This is a genomic window from Paenibacillus jepli (assembly GCF_047238105.1).
Taxonomy (GTDB): Bacteria; Bacillota; Bacilli; order Paenibacillales; family Paenibacillaceae; genus Paenibacillus_D.
In genome coordinates, this window is sequence record NZ_JBDFMD010000001.1 from 6,073,693 (window position 1) to 6,094,425 (window position 20,733).

A 20,733-nucleotide genomic window follows, 5' to 3' on the forward strand; every position below is an offset into this window, starting at 1 on the left:
GCAATTCCATTATAAGCGAAAAAGGAGTACCATGGAAAGTGTGACTAAGTTGTGTCATGTGGTGGCGGTTTTTGTTGACGCTTTATGGGGTCAGGAGTAAAATGGAATACGTTGTTTACAAATGTACGTTTGAGTCTGGAAAGGAGAACACAAATGTCATGAAGGGAAATTCGTATTACGCTCGCCGGATTCATTCCTTGCTCGGGGTGATTCCACTTAGTTTGTTCATCATTTCACACATGCTGACGAATTTTGCGGCTTTTGAAGGGGGGCCGGAACGGTTCAACAGCGCAGTAAGTCTGATTAACAGCCTGCCGCTCGTATGGCTCGTTGAGCTGGTGTTCATCTTCCTCCCGCTGTTGTTCCATGGGGTATATGGGCTCTACATCGCTTACCAGTCCAACAGCAATACCGGACAATTCTCGTATGGCCGGAACTGGGCGTTCACTTTGCAGCGCATCACCGGCGTCATCACGTTTATCTTCATCGTATGGCACGTCTACCAAACTCGTTTTCAAGTGGCCATCGGGGAAGTGGGACATGAAGAGCTGGGCGGCGTCATGCATTTGATTTCAGTCAACAATCTGTTCTTCGTTCTGTATACCATTGGCGTACTTGCAGCCGTGTTCCACTTTGCCAACGGCATGTGGGCATTCCTTGTGAGCTGGGGCATCACAGTCGGCCCGAAGGCACAGCGCATTTCCTCCTATGTATGGATGGTCGTATTCGTCATCGTGTCCGCCATGTTCATGATGTCGCTGGCTGCGTTCCGGGGCGATGAGTTCAAGGAAGCTTCGGCAGCGCTGGACATTCTACGGCACCTATAACCAATCCACAGCTTAACTGGAAGACAAGGAGCGAATAGACAATGGCTAAAAATAAAGTAATCGTCGTTGGCGGCGGCCTGGCAGGCTTGATGGCGACCATCAAGGCAGCCGAAGCGGGGATGCATGTCGATCTGTTCTCGATCGTCCCTGTAAAGCGTTCTCACTCGGTGTGTGCGCAAGGCGGCATCAACGGCGCAGTCAATACAAAAGGGGAAGGCGACTCCACTTGGGAGCACTTCGACGATACGGTATACGGGGGCGACTTCCTCGCCAATCAGCCGCCGGTCAAGGCGATGTGCGACGCGGCACCCGGCATCATCCACCTGATGGACCGGATGGGCGTTATGTTCAACCGGACGCCTGAGGGCTTGCTCGACTTCCGCCGTTTCGGCGGCACCAAGTATCACCGGACCGCCTTTGCCGGCGCTACGACCGGCCAGCAGCTGCTCTATGCGCTGGACGAGCAAGTACGCCGCTGGGAGACAGCGGGGCTCGTAACCAAATATGAGCATTGGGAATTCCTGGGCGCCGTTATCGACGACGATGGCGTATGCCGCGGCGTATCGGCGCAGGATCTGCGGTCCATGGAAGTACATGCGGTCTCTGCCGATGCGGTCATCCTGGCCACTGGCGGTCCCGGCATCATCTTCGGCAAGTCGACCAACTCGGTCATCAATACCGGTACGGCGGCCAGCGCTGTCTACCAGCAGGGCGTCAACTATGCCAACGGCGAGTTTATCCAGATCCATCCGACGGCGATCCCCGGCGACGACAAGCTGCGTCTGATGTCCGAGTCCGCTCGCGGCGAAGGCGGCCGGATCTGGACGTACAAGGACGGCAAGCCATGGTATTTCCTCGAAGAGAAATATCCGGCTTACGGCAATCTGGTACCGCGCGACATCGCTACACGCGAGATCTTCAATGTCTGCGTGGATATGAAGCTGGGTGTGAACGGCGAGAACATGGTTTATCTGGATCTCTCCCATAAGGATCCAAAGGAATTGGACGTCAAGCTCGGCGGCATCATCGAGATCTATGAGAAATTCATGGGCGACGATCCGCGCAAGATCCCGATGAAGATCTTCCCGGCGGTGCACTATTCCATGGGCGGCATGTGGGTCGACTACAACCAGATGACCAACATCCCGGGATTGTTCGCGGCCGGCGAGTGCGAGTACCAGTTCCACGGGGCGAATCGTCTCGGAGCCAACTCGCTGGTATCGGCGATCTACGGCGGCATGGTCGCAGGACCAAAAGCGGTGGAATATATCCGCGGATTGTCCAAATCTTCGGAGGATGTCGCTTCGTCCGTGTTCGATCGGGAGAAGAAGCGTCAGACGGACAAGTACAACAGTCTGCTCAAGATGGACGGTACAGAGAATGCCTATGTGCTGCACAAGGAGCTTGGCGAGTGGATGACCAACAACATGACGGTGGTCCGCTACAATGACAAGCTGCAAGATACGATCAACAAAATCAAGGAACTCAAGCAGCGCTACGCGAAGATCAATATGAACGATACGGCTAGCTGGAATAACGCCGGCGTCGCATTCACAAGGCAGCTATGGAACATGCTTGAGCTGTCTGAGGCAATGACCAAGGGTGCCTTGCTCCGTGATGAAAGCCGCGGCGCGCACTACAAGCCGGAGTTCACAGAGCGTGACGATGAGAAATTTATGAAGACGACGATTGCGTCGTGGTCCAAGGACGGCCCGAAGATCTCTTATGAGGACATCGATGTCTCCCTGATCCCGCCGCGCAAACGCGACTATACGACCGACAAGAAGAAGAAAGGAGAATAAAGATGGCGGATACAGCAGTAGCCAACAAAACTGTCAAGCTGGTCATCACCCGTCAGGATAGTCCAGAATCCCAGCCCTACACAGAGACATTCGAGATTCCTTACCGGGCAAATATGAATGTCATCAGCGCGTTGATGGAGATCCAGCGGAACCCGACGACTTCTGGCGGCCAATCGACATCTCCGGTATGCTGGGACTCCAACTGTCTGGAGGAAGTGTGCGGCGCATGCTCCATGCTCGTCAACGGCAAGCCTAGACAAGCGTGTACCGCGCTGATCGACAAGCTCGAGCAGCCGATCAAGCTGGCCCCGATGAAGACGTTCCCGATCGTCCGCGACCTGATCGTCAACCGTGAACGGATGTTCGGGGCGCTCAAGCGCGTCAAAGCATGGATTCCGATTGACGGCACCTATGATCTTGGTCCCGGTCCCCGGATGAATGAGTCCAAGCGTCAATGGGCGTATGAGCTGTCCAAATGCATGACCTGCGGCGTTTGTCTTGAAGCCTGCCCCAACGTCAACGACCGCACCAGCTTCATCGGTCCTGCAGCGCTCTCTCAGGTCCGGCTGTTCAATGCTCACCCGACAGGAGAGATGAACAAGGAGGAGCGCTTGGAGACGCTGATGAGTGATGGCGGCATCGAAGGCTGCGGCAACTCGCAGAACTGCGTGCGCGCATGTCCGAAGGGCATCCCGCTCACGACGTCGATTGCGGCGCTTAATAAAGATACGACGAAGCATATGTTCAAGAAATGGCTTGGTATGTAAACCATAGGCTATGGCTCTCAGCAGTATCAAGCGATACTGTCGGGAGCTTTTTCTTTTGATACAATTGAAAATGATTCTCATTATTAACAATATAATCGTTGGCATCGTATCTGTCAATACTTCCTTTGGCCACAAGGGGACGGCGGCAGGCCGTCCGGTATCGTCCGTTTTACAGCTTGGGTCGTGGACCAAACAGAAGCCAGACCGGAGGGATAAGCCGGTACAGCGCCACCAGAAGGATCGCGGAGCCCAAGAGAGCAAAGAAGAAGCCGCCGGCCTTCCAGAGGTGATAGACCATCGGAGTGAGCTCGCTAGGCGGAAAAGAGCGATAGAGCAGCAGGAGCATCGGGTGGATCAGATAGATGCCGAATGACAACGCGGCGAGCCGCTGGAGAACGCTGGTCAGCTGCTCAGGACCATGACGATACAATTGATAGGCCAGCTGGGTCAGGACGATGATCGAGGTCATCGAAAACAGGTTGTATCCCAGCTCGTACCAAGTCGAGTTGACAATCATCCAGCCGGTGTAGTTGGCGTACCACAGCCAGATATAACCAGCGGAAGCTGCCAGCCACGTAAGCCACAGGATTAACTGCCCGAGCTTCGCGCGGGCTGAACGGGATGTCGGCTCCGGACGCAGGGAGAACCACGATTGGATGCGCTCGTAGTAGATCCCGACGAATACGCCGAGCAGGAAAGGGGCGAAGTACGCGAGCGACACGCTGCCCTTGGACGGCACATCAAGCCAGAGCTTGTTCACATAGTAGAATCCCCACTGCACTGCCAGACCGATTACGATGGACCAGCGGGCAAGTACGGGCCAACGCTGCAGCACCCACAGGAGCAGGGGGAAGAGCAGATAAAATTGAATCAGTACAAAAATGTAATATAAATGAGTATAGGCGGTCCCGTTAAGCAGCCGCTCCAGCAGCTCCGGCACCATCGCCTGCCACGGGCCGAGATCGTCGTTAAGCGCTTTTCTCGTAAAGAAAAACAGGATGGAGATCAGCATGTATGGAATGACGATTTGCAGCAGCCGTTTGGAATAAAATGCTTTCAGCATGGAAGCGCTGATTGGCTTGCGGTAGTAGTTGTAAAACAGCACAAATCCGGTCAGAAATATAAAAGCCGGCACGCAAAACATGGCAAAGGTATTGAGTGTTACGTAAACAGGATAGACGGAAGACGTTTTTTCAACCATGGCGATGGCTTCAGACGTTGCGTGAACCATAAGCACGCCAAGAATACTGAATGCCCGGAGCAGATTGAATTCTTCGACAATCGGGCGTCCCTTGGCTGGTATCGACATGCATCATCCATCCTTTCAGACATCGAGTACCGTCTGCCGGCAGCCTGCCGGACGAACGGCCATCCTTCCTTATCTTAAACCAGTTGACACTTTTTCTATCACCGCAGGGCGCATATCGTCTCCCCGGATACTCTGATACCGCGTACGGCAAAAAACCCGTTCGTCGAAAGAGACGTACGGGCTTGCTGGTCACTGCAGTATGGCTGACAGGGCGCTTACATCCAATGCTCTCCCCAACCCTGGATGGATTGGATGATAGGCTCCAGTCCCCTGCCTTTCTCGGTCAGTTCATATTCGATGCGGACCGGCATCTCGGGATAGACAGTCCGTTTGACGATATCCATGGCTTCGAGCTCTTTCATCCGATCCGTAAGCATTTTGTCGCTCATATCAGGGATCTGTTCTTTCATCTCTTTAAATCGTTTTGGACCGTCCAGCAGAACCCGGATGATAAGACCCGTCCACTTTTTGCAGAGAATCTCAGCAGCGGATTCATATTTTGGACACATTTTTGAATAGTCCACAGATATCACCCCACTTTATACAATGTATTGTAACACGCCATCATCCAAAAGGTAAGGCTGTTTACAAAAAAAAATATAAACTACTCATAATATATATACTAACCTATTTAAAGAAAAGATAACCACACGTGGATCGTTCAGTTGAACCTTGGAATTCAAACGTTTAGACTAGAAGGATGGAGATCCGCATGAATGAAAAGGAGGCTGTCCAACATGAAACAGAGAATGGAAAGGGATTCGATCGGCGAGATCGGCGTGCCGGCGGAACGGCTGTGGGGAGCGCAGACCGAAAGAAGCCGGCACAACTTCCAAATCGGCACGGAGCGGATGCCGGACGGACTGATCCATGCGATGGCGATATTGAAGCTGTGCGCCGCCCAGGCGAACCGGAAGCTTCATACGCTGGATGCCGACATTGCAGAGGCTATCTCGGCAGCGGCTGAGGAAATTTTGGACGGACGCCGGGAAGCAGAGTTCCCGCTGTCAGTGTGGCAGACCGGAAGCGGTACACAGACGAATATGAATCTGAATGAAGTGATCGCGCGGCGGGCTACTCAACTGTTGGAAGAGACGGGCAAAAGTGGCGCTGTCCATCCCAATGATCATGTCAACCGTTCGCAGAGCTCCAACGACACGTTCCCTACAGCGATGCATATCGCTGCCAATATGGCTATCGAGCAGCAGCTGCTGCCGGCGCTTGCCGGTTTGACAGCCACTTTGGAAGCCAAAAGCGCAAGCATGGATCATATCATAAAGATTGGACGCACGCATCTTCAGGATGCGACGCCGCTTACTTTGGGTCAAGAGATCAGTGGTTGGGTACAGATGCTTAAGAAAACAACGCGGATGGTGCAACAGAGTCAGCTGGAATTATCTGAGCTTGCGATCGGCGGCACGGCTGTCGGCACAGGCTTGAATGCTCCGCCGGGATTTGGCGAACTGACGGCAGAGTTGATCAGCGAACGTACGGGGATGAGCTTCCGGAGCGCGGCCAATAAGTTCCATGCGCTAACCAGTCATGATGAGCTGGTCTACGCGCACGGCGCGCTCAAAGCGCTCGGGGCAGATCTGATGAAGATCGCCAACGATGTCCGCTGGCTGGCCAGCGGTCCCCGCTGCGGGATCGGCGAGCTGCGGATTCCGGCCAATGAACCAGGCAGCTCTATTATGCCTGGCAAGGTCAATCCGACTCAGAGCGAGGCGGTGACGATGGTGGTCTGTCAGGTGATGGGCAATGATGCGGCCATCGGATTTGCCGCAAGTCAGGGCAACTTCGAATTGAATGTATTCAAGCCGGTAATTATCTACAATTTCCTGCAGTCCGTAAGACTGCTCGCAGATGCCGTCCGCTCCTTCGACGAGCACTGCGCCAGCGGGATCGAGGCGGATGAGGAGCGGATCGCCGCACTTCTCAATGAATCACTCATGCTGGTCACTGCGCTGAACCCGCATATCGGCTATGAGCATGCGGCAACGATCGCCAAGAAGGCGCATGACGAAGGATTGACGTTAAGAGAGTCAGCGATCAGTAGCGGGCTGATCAGCGGTGAGATGTTCGACCGCGTCGTGCGTCCGGAAGCAATGGTGCGTCCTGTCCAAGATTAGCTGTGAGCTGTAACGCCGGCTGACCGGGTCGCAGAAGGGAGGAGATCGTCATGGCTGAAAATTGGGGTTTCTTCGAACGGCGGACCGAGCAGGAGCAGATGCGTATCCTTGTCAACATGGGCTGGCGCGATCAAGAGCATCCGGGTGCCCACACCGAGCTGATGTCGGCAACAGTCAATCTGATGCAGCTGATGTCCGATAGCAAGGACAGACGGCAGGCGGTGCGTGTGCTCGAAAGGCTGGAGAGCCAATTGGAGGAGGCGGCCGATGCAGCGCTGCACGCACAGTACGTCGGTCGTATCAATACTGCCAAACGACTGGAGTTTTATTATTATACAACCCCGCGCCAGGATCAGGACGAAGCGCTCCGCCAGCTGCGGACATTATTCGGGGACTATCGCATCGTCTTCTATAGCAAGCCGGATCCGGAGTGGACGTTCTATCGTTACCTGCTCCCGGATACGCTGGAGGAGATGTACATTCATAATGCGCAGATGGTGTACGCACTGATCCATAAAGGCGATCATATCGATAGACCCCGCCAGGTCTACCATTGGCTGCTATTCAAGCAAGATCAAGACCGCAGCGTCATGAAGGCGGAAGTAGAGCATATGGGTTATACGGTAGAAGAGGGAAAAGCGCCGGAGGAGAGGCCCGAGTATCCGTACTCGCTGGTAGTCAGCAGATGGGAAGATGTGAGGCTGGAGACTGTAAATGAACGGGTGGGCGAGCTGCACAAGCTCGTCCGCAAAGTGGATGGACATTACGACGGCTGGGGGGCGATGGTACGTCTGTCCTGGCTCAAGCGGCTGCAGCTATCCGCCGGCCGCCGGCTCGGCTCGCTCTTCAGGCGATGAATCGCTGGCCAGGCTGTCAGGGAAAGCCCTGATCAGCCTGCGCTAGAGCCGGATGACGATAAGCCCGGCCATCATGCATAGGAAAGCGGCGCTCTGCAGTCGCGTCAACCGTTCTTTATACAACAGGATTGAGCCGAGGGCGATCACAAGCGCATTGGTGGCGAAGATCGGTGCGGCCAGGCTGGCCGGGCCGCTCGCGAGTGCCTGTGCATAGAGCTGTAGTCCGCCGTAGGAGAATATCCCAGCCAGCAGGCCCCAGCGCCAGCCGGTGCGTCTGGCGGCGGCACCCACAAGCCTTCGCTGCGGCGGCAGGAACCAGAGCGTCGACATCAGGTAGGCGGCCAGCAGGATGAGCGTACCGTTCAGCTCCAGCTCATCGGTAACTTTGAGACCGCCATTGCGGAGGCTGAACAACAGGATCCCGGCAGCGACATAGACGCCCCAGGTCTTCTCTTTGATCGTGAGCGGCTCCTTGCGGCGGACAGCGATCAAGATAACGGCAAGGAGCAGCAGGCAGACCCCCAGAAGCTCCCGTCCCGTAAACGGCTCATGATAGAGCCAGGTCCCCATCAGGATGACCAGGACGATATTCATATTGACCAGCGGCGATGTCAGCGAGGCTGGACCGTAGGCCAAGGCTTTCATGAACACGGCGTTGCCCCAGGCCGAGCCTGCGCCGATGACAGCGCCGGCAGCCCAGATCCGCCAATCGGCGAAAAGGTCGGTGAGTGCGCCGGTAAGGGCGCTATGAATGGCAAAGCCCAGTGTGCCGCTGCTATAGAGAGCCAGCAAAAGGGCGGTATTCGAGCCGCCCCGCATCTGCGATATTTTCATGGCCAGCCCCGCCAATCCGAAGATCAGAGCGCTGCCGACCGCAGTAATCATCCACATCTCGTATTTATTCCCCGTCTCGTCAGCATTTGTTACACAAATGAAATATTTCTGTTATCGTTCTTTCACAATGATCGGCTATTATAATAAACAAGACCCCCTTTTTTTTATATAAAGCCTTGGGACCCGCGAGTGAAGCGGGTCCATTTTTTTTGATTATTAATGCGTTTATAAGGTTTCGCGGCTCCCGCAAAGTACCTGATTATACTTCCAAGACAAGGCTTCACTTTGTGGGGAATAGCGGCACGGCGACAGGCTGCAGCTTGCGGTAGAAGACCCACTGGCGGAAACCGATCTCCCGCAGCCGCACCCGCACTTTATCCCAATCCTCGCCGATCCGGCACGGGTTATGGCTGTCCGAGCCGAATGTGACCTGAACGCCGTAATGGTGCGCACGCTCCAGGATCTCATCCGAGGGATACCAGCCGCCGACATCCTTGGTGCCGCCCGATGTATTGACCTCGATCGCGATTCCGCACGAGGCTATCGTCTGCAGCGTCTCGTCGATCGCCGCGGCCGCCGGGATGTCGGAGAACGATGGATAATAACCCTTCATCGCATCGATATGGCCGAGGATCTGGAAGAGTCCGCTGCGGGCCGACTGCCGGATCAGATCGTAATAATGCTCCTTGTGTTCGATCTGGCTGGCTTCATCCAGTCCCTTCCACCTGTTGCGGTTGAAGATGCTGACCCCGCGGGTTTGGTGTACGGAGCCGATGATATAATCGAAAGGATAGCCCGTGTAGGCTTGCCGGTAGATCTCGATGTGCTCCGGGAAAAAATCGGATTCTACGCCAAGCAGCACTTCGATGCGGTCTGCATATTTTTCCTTTAACTGCAATACTTCTTCGATATACCCTTGAAAGTGGCTCTTGGCCATCGCAATGTAGGGCTGCGGCTGATCTTCCTCGCTGGCAAAGTAGGGGGAGTGATCCGAGATGCCGATCACGTCCAGCTCCGCCTCGATCGCTGCGAGGATATAATCCTCGATGGCGCCTTCCGCATGGCCGCAGCGGGTATGATGAGTGTGCAGGTCAAACTTCATGTCTCTATTCCTCCCAGATCCAATTATTCGGTGCTGATAAACTGGTCCTCCGGCATGCCCTTGAGATCGCTCAAAAATTGGCGCATGGCCGAATTGAGGTATCGCCCTGACTTGTACAGGACGCCAACCGGATGACTCAGCTCCAACTCGTTGACCTTGATCATTTTTAGTGTGCCCAGCCCCAGCTCATTGGCAATCGACAGCTTGGAGACGACGGCGGCGCCGAGGTTGATCTCCACCATCCGTTTGACCTCTTCGCTGCTGGAGAGCTCCATGACGATATTGGGCTGGATATTGTACTTGCGGAACATCTGGTCGATGAAGCGGCGGCCCAGCGTATCGGGAGACAGCATGATGAAAGGCAGATCCTTCAGCTTGTCGACAGTCGTGTGCTTGAGATGGCTGAGTTCGTGGTCGCGGGAGACGACCAGCTCGTATGTATCGTAGTAGAGGATGGAGGATTCCAGATGGGGGCTGCGCTCACCGAGATAGGTGATCCCGATATCGACCACGCCGTTCTCTACGCTTGGCATCACCATGGATGAAGGCATAGATTGAATCGTGGTCTTGATGAGCGGGAATTGATCCTGGAAATACGACAGCACGCGGGGCAGGATCTGGATGGCGATCGTCGCTGTCGTCCCGAGTGTAATATGGCCCTGCGGCGTCTCGTTGATATCGGAGAGCTTCTGCCGCAGTTCTCCTACGATAGCCAATATGCGCTCCGCATGGTCGAGGAACACCCTGCCCTGATCTGTGAGGGTGACGGGCTGATTGCGATCGAGCAGGATGACCTTGAACTCGTCCTCGAGACTTCGCATCTGGGCGGACACGGCTGGCTGCGTCAGATTGAGCTGCTCGCCCGCCTTGCGAAAGCTCATTGTGCGCGAGATGGTCAGAAGCGTTTCGAGCTGGCTGATATTCATCTACGTTCCTCCTGGTCTAGACCGTGGATTACAACAACAACTGCTAATACAATTATTATAGGGGATTAATGGGCAATCGGCAAAGGCACCTCGATGGCTGGCCGCGGGGGTGTTTTCACAATCTTAATTGTTCTTACGGAAGGAAATACCCGGTCGTTGTCGAATGTTTTGGTCAACTGCAGACATAGGAAGGGGACATGACGTGGAACGCAAAGCGATACGGGGCTGGCTTATGTACGACTTCGCCAATTCGGCCTTTGCAACGACGATGCTGGCGGCCGTGCTGCCGGTTTTTTACGAATCCGTGGCGGGCCGCGGACTGACAGGCAACCAGGCGGAGATCTATTGGGCCAATACCCAAACGATCGCTATGCTCTGTGTGGCGATAATCTCGCCGATCCTGGGAGCGGTCGCCGATCATATCGGCGCCAAAGTCCGCTTCCTGCGGATGTTCGCACTAATGGGAGCGCTGGCCAGCTCGGCCATGGCGTTCGTCGGGGAAGGCGGCTGGCTGCTGGCGTCGATGCTGACGATCATCGGTTCGATCGGCTTCTCGGCTGGCAATACCTTCTATGATGCGCTGCTGCCAGAGCTGGTGGACGAGCGCAGGCGGGACGACGTCAGCAGCCGCGGGTACGCCTACGGCTACATCGGCGGCGGCCTGCTGCTGGCCGTCAATGTGGCGATGATTGAAGGGTGGACGTGGTTCGGATTCCCGGATCGGACGTTTGCGACGCAGGCGGCGTTTTTTACAGTGGGCATCTGGTGGTTCATATTCGCGCTGCCGCTGTTCCGCCATGTCAAGGATACACCCAAGGCGCATGGCGAGCGGGCAGGTGCGATTGCTCGTGCCGCGCTGCGCCGGCTCGGGCAGACGCTGCGGGGAATTGCCGGATTTCCGGAGTTGCTCAAGTATATGATTTCCTACTGGTTCTTCAATAACGGGATCAATACGGTGATCATCATGGCGACGATCTACGGCAGCGGCATCGGCATCGAGATGAGGCACCTCATCATTGCGCTTCTGATCACTCAGTTCGTCGGCTTCCCGGCGACGCTGGCCTTCGGCAAGATCGCGCTGCGAACCGGCGCCAAGCCTGCGCTGTATGCGTCGCTGCTGATCTACATCGTCATCGTATCGCTGGGCTACTTTATGGCGAGTGCCGCTCATTTCTACGCGCTGGCCATTATGGTCGGACTCGTACAGGGCGGCAGCCAGGCTTTGGCCCGCTCGCTTTACGCCAACCTGGTGCCGCCGTCCAAGGCTGCGGAGTTCTTCGGCTTCCTCAGCCTATCCGGCAAGTTCTCCTCCGTCGCAGGGCCGCTGCTGTTCTCCATTGTGGGCACGCTGACCGGCTCGAGTCGGCTCGCGATCCTGTCGCTGGTGGCCTTCTTCATCATCGGCATTGTGCTGCTCATGTTCGTCAGTTTGGAGAAAGGCCGCCGGGAGGCGATGGGTTTCGAGGCGGGACTGAAGACGTGATCGATATGGAAACTGTCTTGACGTGTATAACGGAATGCGTTAAAGTAAATGGTAGTTATAAGAAGTCGCACCTGAGTTCAAACAATCACATAGCAAGCTTTCTTATCAAGAGCAGGCGGAGGGACTAGCCCGATGAAGCCCGGCAACCGGCATAGCGATATGTACGGTGCTAATTCTTGCGGAGACTTCTGGTTTCTGAGAGATGAGAGAGGCGTACTGTGCATTTGCACTGCCCATACGACCCCCTCTCGCCCGAGAGGGGGTTTCTCTTTTGAAGTACAAGACTCATTTACTTGGCTTGGACCAGCAGCCCGCACACCACCACCACAGTAGGAGGAGTGATTCCTGTGCCCATCAAAGTCCCGGACAGTTTGCCGGCCAAAGAAATTCTGACCAATGAGAATATTTTTGTCATGGACGAAAGCGTCGCTTACCAGCAGGACATTCGTCCGCTGCGGATCGCGATCTTGAACCTGATGCCCACCAAGGAAACGACGGAAACGCAGCTGCTGCGTCTGATCGGCAATACGCCGCTGCAGGCCGAAGTGGTGCTGCTGCATCCGCGCACGCATGTCTCCAAGAATACGTCTGCCGAGCATTTGGAGTCGTTTTACAAAACGTTCGACGAGATCTCTCATCAGCACTACGACGGGCTGATCATCACCGGCGCGCCCGTCGAGCAGCTGGATTTTGAAGAGGTGACGTATTGGGAAGAACTCAAGACGATCATGGACTGGAGCGCCCGTCATGTTACATCGACACTTCATATTTGTTGGGGAGCCCAGGCCGGGCTGTTCCATCATTACGGGGTGCCCAAGCGTGCGCTGCCGGAGAAGCTTTTCGGTGTCTTCCCGCATACGGTCGAGAAGCGGAATGTCAAGCTGCTGAGAGGATTCGACGAGCTCTATTACGTCCCCCAGTCGAGACATACGGAGGTGCGGCGCAGCGATATCGAGCAGGTGCCGGATCTGGACATTCTATCCGAGTCGCCGGAGGCCGGCGTCTATATCGTGGCTTCGCACAACGGCCGGCAGATCTTCGTCACCGGTCATTCGGAGTATGATCCGCTCACCCTCAAGTGGGAGTACGACCGTGATCTGGCCAAGGGACTGCGCGTGGCCATCCCCAAAAATTATTATCCGAACGACGACCCGACGCGGCAGCCGTTGTCGAGCTGGCGGGCTCATGCCAATCTGCTGTTCTCCAACTGGTTGAACTATTACGTCTACCAGGAAACGCCCTATGAGCTCGGAGCCGGCATCTAAGGTCCGGCTACTACCGATATTTAATAATAAAGGAGTCCGTTATCCATGAAAATTGAAAGCCGTCTAGCGCAAATCGGCTCGATCCAGGAGCCGGTAACCGGGGCCGTCAGCTATCCGATCTATCAATCCACCGCCTTCCGTCATCCTCGGCTCGGCGAGAGCACCGGCTTTGATTATGCCCGCACCAAAAGCCCGACCCGAAGCGTGCTGGAGCAGGCGGCCGCCGAACTCGAATCAGGAGACGCCGCTTTTGCCTGCAGCTCCGGCATGGCAGCGCTGCAGACGATCTTCGCCCTGTTCAAGCAAGGAGACCATCTGATCGTGTCGCTGGACTTGTATGGCGGTACATATCGCCTGTTGGAGCGGATCATGACGCGCTTCGGCGTGAGCGTGTCTTACGTGGATACCAATGACATCGAGGAGATGGAGCGGCATGCTCGCAAGGAGACGAGAGCGATCCTGATCGAGACGCCGACCAATCCGCTGATGATGATCACCGATCTGGCGGGAGTGTGCGAGTGGGCCAAGAAAAATAAGTATCTCACGATCGTCGACAACACGCTCTTGACGCCTTACTATCAACGTCCGCTCGAGCTGGGTGCGGACATCGTCATCCACAGCGCGACCAAGTATCTGGGCGGGCATAATGACGTACTGGCCGGATTGATCGTCACGAAAGGCGAAGAGTTGTCTCAAGAGATGGCCGTCCTGCATAATTCGATCGGCGCTGTGCTCGGTCCGCAGGATTCGTGGCTCCTGATGCGGGGGATGAAGACGCTGGCGCTGCGCATGGAGCGTCATCAGTACAATGCGACGCGGATCGCAGAATACCTGCTCGAGCATCCCGCCATCGAGGAGGTTTACTATCCTGCGCTGCCGCATCACCCGGGGCATGAGGTGCAGAACAGGCAATCCTCGGGCAATACCGGGATTTTCTCTTTCCGGTTGAAGGATGCGCGTTATGTGGAGCCCGTCCTGCGCCACATCCGTTTGATCGCCTTCGCAGAAAGTCTGGGCGGCGTAGAATCGCTGATGACCTATCCGGCGGTGCAGACCCATGCCGATATTCCTGAGGAGATCCGGCGCCGGGTCCGTCGATGATAGGCTGCTGCGTTTCTCGGTCGGTATCGAGCATGTCGAAGATCTGATTGCAGATCTCGGCCATGCCCTTGAAGAGGCGCGGCTGGAGATCGATTCGAAGTAATGGCAGCGGCGGCGCCCGGGATGACGGGCTGCCGCCGTTTGTGTTAGACTAGAGAGATCATATGTAAGGCTAGCACGGACACGTGCAGGAGACTGCCGGACGTCTGTCAGGGAGAAGGAGGCTGTTTCATGCCAACTGTAGACACGATATTGAATCAGGCGCTTGCAGGACAGCGGCTGCAAGTGGACGACATTGTCACATTGTTCGAGTCCGACCAGATCGAGAAGATGGGGCACGCGGCCAACCAGATTATGCTTCGCAAGCATCCTGAGCCGATTACCACCTTTGTCGTCGGTCGGAACATTAATTATACCAATGTATGCGATGTATACTGCAGGTTCTGCGCTTTTTACCGGGCGCCGGGTTCGGACGAGGGGTATGTCCTGGACGAGACGATCTATACCAAGATCCAGGAGACGATCGATGTCGGCGGTACCGAGATCCTGATGCAGGGGGGGACCAATCCGAATCTGCCCTTCAGCTATTACACGGACATCCTGCGCGGTATCAAGGAGCGTTTTCCCGGGATTACGATGCATTCGTTCTCGCCTGCGGAGATCCGCAAGATGCAGACGGTCTCGGACGGCCTGTCGCTCGAAGAGGTGATCCGGCAGCTGCATGAAGCGGGTCTCGACTCGCTGCCCGGAGGCGGCGCAGAGATTCTCGATGACCGGACCCGCCGCAAGATCAGCCGTCTCAAGGGAACATGGCAGGATTGGATCGAAGTGATGACGACCGCTCACCGGATCGGGATGAACACGACGGCCACGATGGTCATCGGCTTCGGAGAGTCGATGGAGGAGCGGGCGCTCCATCTGACACGGGTGCGGGATGCTCAGGATATCTGTATCGAGAACGGATATAACTCCACAGGCTTCCTTGCCTTTATCCCGTGGACGTTCCAGCCGGACAATACCAACATGAAGCGCGAGAAAGCGACGCCGGAGGAATACCTCAAGACGCTGGCGATCAGCCGTCTCGCCCTCGATAATATCGATAATTTCCAGTCGTCCTGGGTAACGATGGGGCCGGAGATCGGCAAGCTGTCGCTCTCCTATGGCTGCAATGACTTCGGCAGCACGATGATCGAAGAGAATGTGGTGTCCGCTGCCGGGACGACACACAAGGTCAATATCGAGCTGATCCTCAAGCTGATCCGCGAATGCGGCAAGATTCCCGCTCAGCGCAACACGCGCTACGAGCTGCTCAAGGTGTACCACGAGTCGGATGCCGTCGCTCGCGATTTTATGATGCAGAACTGATCGATCTATTAGATGCCCACTGCCCGGCCATGCGGCCGGGTTTTTGCTGTGCTCAGTTTTGGGGGAAAGGTCGTCGGGGGCGCCCCAAAAGTAATCGGACCAGGCTACAGCGCATCACGTCACTTTTGGGGGGGGGGGTGGGGGACTCTGTGCCACATCCTTCTTCGTATACTCGCTCCACCTGGACCATATACTGTTTAGGAAGGCAGCAAACAGCCGCGCGGAGGTGGGAAAGCGATGGAGTTGATAACGATCGGCATGTCTCCTCTTCAGGAGCAGGCCATATGGAAGCTGTCCAGATGTCTGAGCGAGGCTTTCGCACCGCTGACGATGGAGCCGGGGCTGCCGAGCCTGCACTGGGATATCGATCCGGACCGCTCGGAGATCGTATGCCATGCAACTACGGCAACCTACAGCGCAGACAAGCACCGGGAGACACTCTGCCGCCAGGCAGCGCTGGGCATAGCCGAATATATCACAGGCGATCTGGAGCCGGTCACCTTGCGGCGGCTGATCGGCAAGCATTACAGCTACCAGGACCCTGAGGATGTACGCAAGATCGAGGAATACTGCCTGAAGCTGTTGCGTGACGGAGGAGAAGCCGGATCCGGGCAGGACCTGACCAAGCGCAAGCAAGCTGTCGCCCGGGAAGCAACAGCATATCTGATGGAGCACAGCGGCAGCATGCATATCCAAGGCTTCCTGACATTCCGGCTGGCGGATTATCGCGCGGTCTTGCGAGAGATTGTCCAGTATGCGGTGGACGAATTCGTCATGGAGAAGCAGTATCAGGATTTTCTGGCCCTGCTCCGATACTTCGTAAGCACACAGGAACCGCGACTGCCGCTGGTTCATCTGGTTCACGAGGAGGCAGCCCGGTTCAGATTGTATGATAGCGATTTTGAACCGCTGGAGTATCAAAGCTCTGACCGCTTGGTGAGCGAGATGCTGGAGACGGAGATGCAGGCAGATGACCGGATCGTCAGCAGCTTGATTGCTTCCTCACCCCAGCGGATCTTGATTCATACCACGGAGCCTGAACTGCAGGTGGTCGCGACGATCGAGTCGATCTTCCATGGCAGGGTGCAAATCTGCAGCCACTGCCGCCCAGGCGCAGTCAATTGGGAAGACTGTCGGTCTTAAGCCCTGCAGATCGCTGGGATGACGAGTTGAAGTCACTCTTGACCACTGCAGGCGTTGATTGTATAATGTTCTACATCAACGGCGTCGACGAAGACAACGTTCTGCCATTTGTTCGGTCCAGAGAGAGGAAACTCGGCTGCAATTTCCTTCCGTGACATCGGCAGAGATACCCCTTCGGAGCTGTGCGGCTGAAGCCCTATTACGACGGGTGAGTAGGCGGCAACGGATCATCCCCGTTAGCGGATGCTCAAGGATCGGATGCCTCAGGGGCATGTCGGTCGAATGAGGGTGGAACCACGGGTAAATGTCAAGCACTCGTCCCTTTTGCGGGATGCGTGCTTTTTTTGTGCTCCCGCCGCTTGTCATCATGAAAACAGGAGGGAGATAGACAGATGTCGATTCAAATCAAACTGCCGGATGGAGCCATGCGAGAGTATGAAGCAGGCAGCACCATCGGCGATGTGGCCGCTTCGATCAGCAGCGGTCTGAAGAAACAGGCAATCGCTGGCAAACTGGATGGCAAAGTTGTAGATGTTTATGAGCCGCTGGTGGAGGGCGCCGTCGTCGAGATCGTTACTGTCGACAGCGAGGCCGGGCTCGAGGTATACCGTCACAGCACCGCCCATCTGATGGCGCAGGCAATCAAGCGGGTGTTCAAGGATCAACCAGTCAAGCTCGGGATCGGTCCGGTCATCGAAGACGGCTTCTATTACGATATCGATATGGAGCAATCGCTCACGCCGGAGGATCTGGCGAAGATCGAGAAGGAGATGGAGCGGATCGTCAAGGAGGATCTGCCGATCCGCAGACGCGTTGTTAGCCGCCAGCAGGCACTAGACATCTATACAGAGCTGCAGGACAACCTGAAGCTGGAGCTGATCCGTGACCTGCCGGAAGATTCGGTCATCACCATCTATGACCAGGGTGAGTTCTTCGATCTGTGCCGCGGACCGCATCTGCCCTCCACCGGCCGGATCAAGGCGTTCAAGCTGCTCAGTGTAGCTGGCGCTTACTGGCGGGGAGACGCCAAGAACAAGATGCTGCAGCGCATCTATGGCACAGCGTTCGCCAAGAAGTCCCAACTGGAGGAGCATCTGCATCTGCTGGAGGAAGCCAAGAAGCGGGATCACCGCAAGCTGGGACGAGAGCTGAAGATGTTCGGCTTCTCCCGCGAGGTTGGCCAGGGCCTGCCGCTGTGGCTTCCCAACGGGGCGCGGGTGCGTCGGACGATGGAGCGTTATATCGTCGATCTGGAAGAACGTCTGGGCTATGAGCACGTCTATACCCCGGTATTGGCCAATGTCGAGCTCTACAAAACATCAGGACACTGGGATCATTACTCGGAAGATATGTTCCCCAAGATGGTCATGGACAATGAAGAGCTCGTCCTGCGCCCGATGAACTGCCCGCATCACATGATGGTGTACAAAAGCGACCTTCGCAGCTACCGGGATCTGCCGCTCCGGATTGCCGAGCTCGGTACCATGCATCGTTATGAGATGTCGGGTGCACTGACCGGCCTGCACCGGGTGCGGGCGATGACGCTCAACGACGCGCATATCTTCTGCCGGCCGGACCAGATCAAGGAAGAGTTCGCCCGCGTCATTAAGCTGATCCGTCAGGTGTATGAGGATTTCGGCATCAGCGAATATCGTTTCCGGCTCTCTTACAGAGATCCCCAGGATACCGAAAAATATTTCCCCAACGACGAGATGTGGGAGATGTCGCAGCGAATGCTGCGCGAGGTCGTGGAGGAGCTGGATCTGCCTTTCTTCGAAGCGGAAGGGGAAGCTGCATTCTACGGTCCGAAGCTCGATGTCCAGATCAAGACCGCACTGGGCAAGGAAGAGACGCTCTCGACCGCTCAACTCGATTTCCTGCTGCCTGAGCGCTTCGAGCTGGAATATATCGGCGAGGACGGCAAAAAACATCGGCCAGTCGTCATTCACCGCGGCATCATCAGTACGATGGAACGTATGACGGCGTTTCTGCTGGAGAACTTCGCAGGCGCGCTGCCGCTCTGGCTGTCTCCGGAACAGGCCCGGGTCATCCCGGTCTCCACGGCTTACGAAGCTTATGCCCGTGAAGTCCAGGAACAGCTTCAGGCGGCTGGGGTCCGCACCGAGAGCGATCTGCGCAACGAGAAGCTCGGCTACAAGATCCGTGAAGCCCAATTGGAGAAAGTGCCGTACATGCTGATCGTCGGAGAACAGGAGATGAGCGCGCGTTCCGTCTCTGTCCGCAAGCGCGGCGAAGGCGACATCGGCGCCCGTCCAGTCGTGGAGCTGGCTTCCCAACTGGCCGAGGAGATCCGGTCCAAGCAGATCTAGCGCGTATAGGATGCGCGACATGGGGGAACCTTTCATGCAGGAGGGAAAAGACCACATGTCAATGCGTAAACTTACGCCTGCCGGTATCCTGCTGCTGCTTTGGACGCTGTCAGCCGCCGCGCAATCGGCTGCAGCGTCCGGCGAACCGTCGGTTGCAGCTGCCCAGACCGACACGCTGGCTACTTTGGAAGTGACCGCTACAGGCTACACCGCCGGGTATGAATCAACCGGCAAGCGGCCCGGCCAGCCCGGTTACGGCATTACCTATTCTGGTGTGCGGGTAAGACGAGACCACGTATCGACGATTGCCGCCGATCCCAAGGTGCTGCCGATCGGCACTCTGCTGCACATACCAGGCTACGGCTATGGCGTCGTAGCTGATACGGGATCAGCGATTAAAGGCCATAAGATCGACCTTTACTTCGATACCGTCAAGCAAGTCTATAAGGAATGGGGCAAGAAGAAAGTGACCGTCCAAGTGATCTATAAAGGCCAAGGCCGGCTAGACGAGACCTGGCTCAAGGAGATCAACAGAGCGATGGAAACCAACCGACAGATCCCCATGTCGATGTTGAAATCCTAGCCGGAAGATTCGTCCCGCGTCAAATATCGGGACGAATCTTCTTTTTTTTTCCAACGATTGATGTTATAATAGATTCATTAGAATGAGATCATTGATGGGGCGGGTTGGACCATGCACAGATGGTTATCTCATGGGCAGGAAGCCGGCGCAGCGGCCGAGCATGAAGAACTGCTGCGCGATCTTTACAATCAAATGATGCGTGTCGCTTATGCCCGAGTGCATAACAAGTCCGATGCGTATGATGTCGTTCAGGACGCCTGGGTGCGCATTCTGTTGAAGCACGATACGCTCCGAGAGCGGAGCAAGCTGGCCGCTTGGGCCAAGGCGATCACTGCGAACATTGCTACCAATGTTAATCGTCAGAAAGCCCATGCCCGTGAAACAGGCGAATGGATTGAAGGCTGGGATGTCCACTCCTCGCCGTCACCGACGGAAGCCGAACTGATGGTGGAGATCTCGGAATTGCTTGGTGCTCTGGATCCCCGTTCTCGTACGATGATTCTTTACAAGTTTTATTACGGTTTCAAGGATCAAGAGATCGCCGATGCGATGAATATCCCGCTAGGTACCGTCAAAGCAAGAATTCACCGTAGCCGTGAACGGCTGAAGGCCTGGATTGCTACGCCGCATCTGTAGACATACATAATATTGTCGTCATCCTCCCATACTAGCATGCAGGGAGGTGATTATCGTGGCCAAGAACAACAAGGTTAAGCTTAATCAACAAAACCAGAATCAGCAAAACCAGCTGAATGAAGAATATGCCGAAGAGTTGAACGCCAATGTGGCGAACAACAACAACCAGCAAAACCAGGTAAACAAAAATAACAATAAATAATATTTGCGCATAACAGAGAGGAATCCGCCTTGGATTCCTCTTTTCTTTTCATAGGGCATCCCTTATAATGTT

18 protein-coding genes, 1 pseudogene and 1 riboswitch are annotated in these 20,733 nt (G+C 55.7%); of the genes and pseudogenes, 14 read left to right on the plus strand and 5 right to left on the minus strand.

The window, feature by feature from the left end; genetic code table 11:
* Positions 1-158: 158 nt before the first annotated feature.
* The 3 genes from ABC336_RS25650 to sdhB are packed head-to-tail and all read left to right on the plus strand — an operon-like array spanning position 159 to position 3,396.
* The gene (locus ABC336_RS25650; protein ID WP_413241355.1) at positions 159-827 is read left to right on the plus strand and encodes a succinate dehydrogenase cytochrome b558 subunit; all 669 of its coding nucleotides are present in this window, start codon (positions 159-161) and stop codon (positions 825-827) included.
* Positions 828-868: 41 nt separating this feature from the next.
* Positions 869-2,629: a succinate dehydrogenase flavoprotein subunit gene (gene sdhA / locus ABC336_RS25655; protein WP_413241356.1), complete on the plus strand. Its 1,761-nt coding sequence runs from the start codon at positions 869-871 to the stop codon at positions 2,627-2,629.
* Between the two features lie 2 nt (positions 2,630-2,631).
* Positions 2,632-3,396, plus strand: a complete 765-nt coding sequence (sdhB, locus tag ABC336_RS25660; RefSeq protein WP_413241357.1) for a succinate dehydrogenase iron-sulfur subunit — start codon at positions 2,632-2,634, stop codon at positions 3,394-3,396.
* Positions 3,397-3,565: 169 nt separating this feature from the next.
* Here sdhB and ABC336_RS25665 read toward each other — a convergent pair whose 3' ends face one another.
* Positions 3,566-4,705: an acyltransferase gene (locus ABC336_RS25665; RefSeq protein ID WP_413241358.1), complete on the minus strand. Its 1,140-nt coding sequence runs from the start codon at positions 4,703-4,705 to the stop codon at positions 3,566-3,568.
* A 215-nt stretch (positions 4,706-4,920) separates the two neighbouring features.
* On the minus strand, positions 4,921-5,229 hold the full coding sequence (locus ABC336_RS25670; RefSeq protein WP_413241359.1) for a winged helix-turn-helix transcriptional regulator: 309 nt from the start codon (positions 5,227-5,229) through the stop codon (positions 4,921-4,923).
* A gap of 213 nt (positions 5,230-5,442) precedes the next feature.
* On the opposite strand from ABC336_RS25670, the gene fumC reads away from it, so the two are divergent.
* Complete coding sequence (gene fumC / locus ABC336_RS25675) at positions 5,443-6,834, plus strand: class II fumarate hydratase (protein WP_413241360.1); 1,392 nt, start codon at positions 5,443-5,445, stop codon at positions 6,832-6,834.
* A gap of 50 nt (positions 6,835-6,884) precedes the next feature.
* A complete protein-coding gene (locus ABC336_RS25680) occupies positions 6,885-7,691 on the plus strand; it encodes a DUF695 domain-containing protein (protein ID WP_413241361.1) in 807 nt (268 codons plus the stop codon).
* Between the two features lie 42 nt (positions 7,692-7,733).
* On the opposite strand, the gene ABC336_RS25685 is transcribed toward ABC336_RS25680, so the two are convergent.
* From ABC336_RS25685 to ABC336_RS25695, 3 genes are all read right to left on the minus strand, one after another.
* Positions 7,734-8,582 (minus strand): EamA family transporter, encoded by an 849-nt coding sequence (locus tag ABC336_RS25685; RefSeq protein ID WP_413241362.1) that lies wholly within the window; start codon positions 8,580-8,582, stop codon positions 7,734-7,736.
* A gap of 223 nt (positions 8,583-8,805) precedes the next feature.
* Positions 8,806-9,627: a histidinol-phosphatase gene (locus tag ABC336_RS25690; RefSeq protein ID WP_413241363.1), complete on the minus strand. Its 822-nt coding sequence runs from the start codon at positions 9,625-9,627 to the stop codon at positions 8,806-8,808.
* 23 nt (positions 9,628-9,650) lie between these two features.
* Positions 9,651-10,553: a LysR family transcriptional regulator gene (locus ABC336_RS25695; RefSeq protein WP_413241364.1), complete on the minus strand. Its 903-nt coding sequence runs from the start codon at positions 10,551-10,553 to the stop codon at positions 9,651-9,653.
* A 202-nt stretch (positions 10,554-10,755) separates the two neighbouring features.
* Here ABC336_RS25695 and ABC336_RS25700 point away from each other — a divergent pair, with 202 nt between their 5' ends.
* The 9 genes and pseudogenes from ABC336_RS25700 (at position 10,756) to ABC336_RS25740 (ending at position 20,661) form a co-directional block, all read left to right on the plus strand.
* Positions 10,756-12,036: an MFS transporter gene (locus ABC336_RS25700; protein ID WP_413241365.1), complete on the plus strand. Its 1,281-nt coding sequence runs from the start codon at positions 10,756-10,758 to the stop codon at positions 12,034-12,036.
* Positions 12,037-12,135: 99 nt separating this feature from the next.
* Positions 12,136-12,245: riboswitch (SAM riboswitch) on the plus strand.
* A 138-nt stretch (positions 12,246-12,383) separates the two neighbouring features.
* On the plus strand, positions 12,384-13,301 hold the full coding sequence (metA, locus tag ABC336_RS25705) for a homoserine O-acetyltransferase MetA (RefSeq protein ID WP_413241366.1): 918 nt from the start codon (positions 12,384-12,386) through the stop codon (positions 13,299-13,301).
* 45 nt (positions 13,302-13,346) lie between these two features.
* Positions 13,347-14,505 (plus strand): annotated as a pseudogene (locus tag ABC336_RS25710) (aminotransferase class I/II-fold pyridoxal phosphate-dependent enzyme).
* Between the two features lie 128 nt (positions 14,506-14,633).
* Positions 14,634-15,767: a cyclic dehypoxanthinyl futalosine synthase gene (gene mqnC / locus ABC336_RS25715; RefSeq protein ID WP_413241367.1), complete on the plus strand. Its 1,134-nt coding sequence runs from the start codon at positions 14,634-14,636 to the stop codon at positions 15,765-15,767.
* 237 nt (positions 15,768-16,004) lie between these two features.
* The gene (gene ytxC / locus ABC336_RS25720; RefSeq protein ID WP_413241368.1) at positions 16,005-16,910 is read left to right on the plus strand and encodes a sporulation protein YtxC; all 906 of its coding nucleotides are present in this window, start codon (positions 16,005-16,007) and stop codon (positions 16,908-16,910) included.
* Positions 16,911-17,302: 392 nt separating this feature from the next.
* Positions 17,303-19,240: a threonine--tRNA ligase gene (thrS, locus tag ABC336_RS25725; protein ID WP_413241369.1), complete on the plus strand. Its 1,938-nt coding sequence runs from the start codon at positions 17,303-17,305 to the stop codon at positions 19,238-19,240.
* Between the two features lie 55 nt (positions 19,241-19,295).
* Positions 19,296-19,823, plus strand: coding sequence for a 3D domain-containing protein (locus ABC336_RS25730; RefSeq protein ID WP_413241370.1), 528 nt, complete (start codon positions 19,296-19,298; stop codon positions 19,821-19,823).
* 111 nt (positions 19,824-19,934) lie between these two features.
* Positions 19,935-20,459 carry an RNA polymerase sigma factor gene (locus tag ABC336_RS25735; protein WP_413241371.1) on the plus strand — a complete coding sequence of 175 codons (525 nt, stop codon included), beginning with the start codon at positions 19,935-19,937 and terminating at the stop codon, positions 20,457-20,459.
* Positions 20,460-20,514: 55 nt separating this feature from the next.
* Positions 20,515-20,661 (plus strand): hypothetical protein, encoded by a 147-nt coding sequence (locus ABC336_RS25740; RefSeq protein WP_413241372.1) that lies wholly within the window; start codon positions 20,515-20,517, stop codon positions 20,659-20,661.
* Positions 20,662-20,733: the final 72 nt, after the last annotated feature.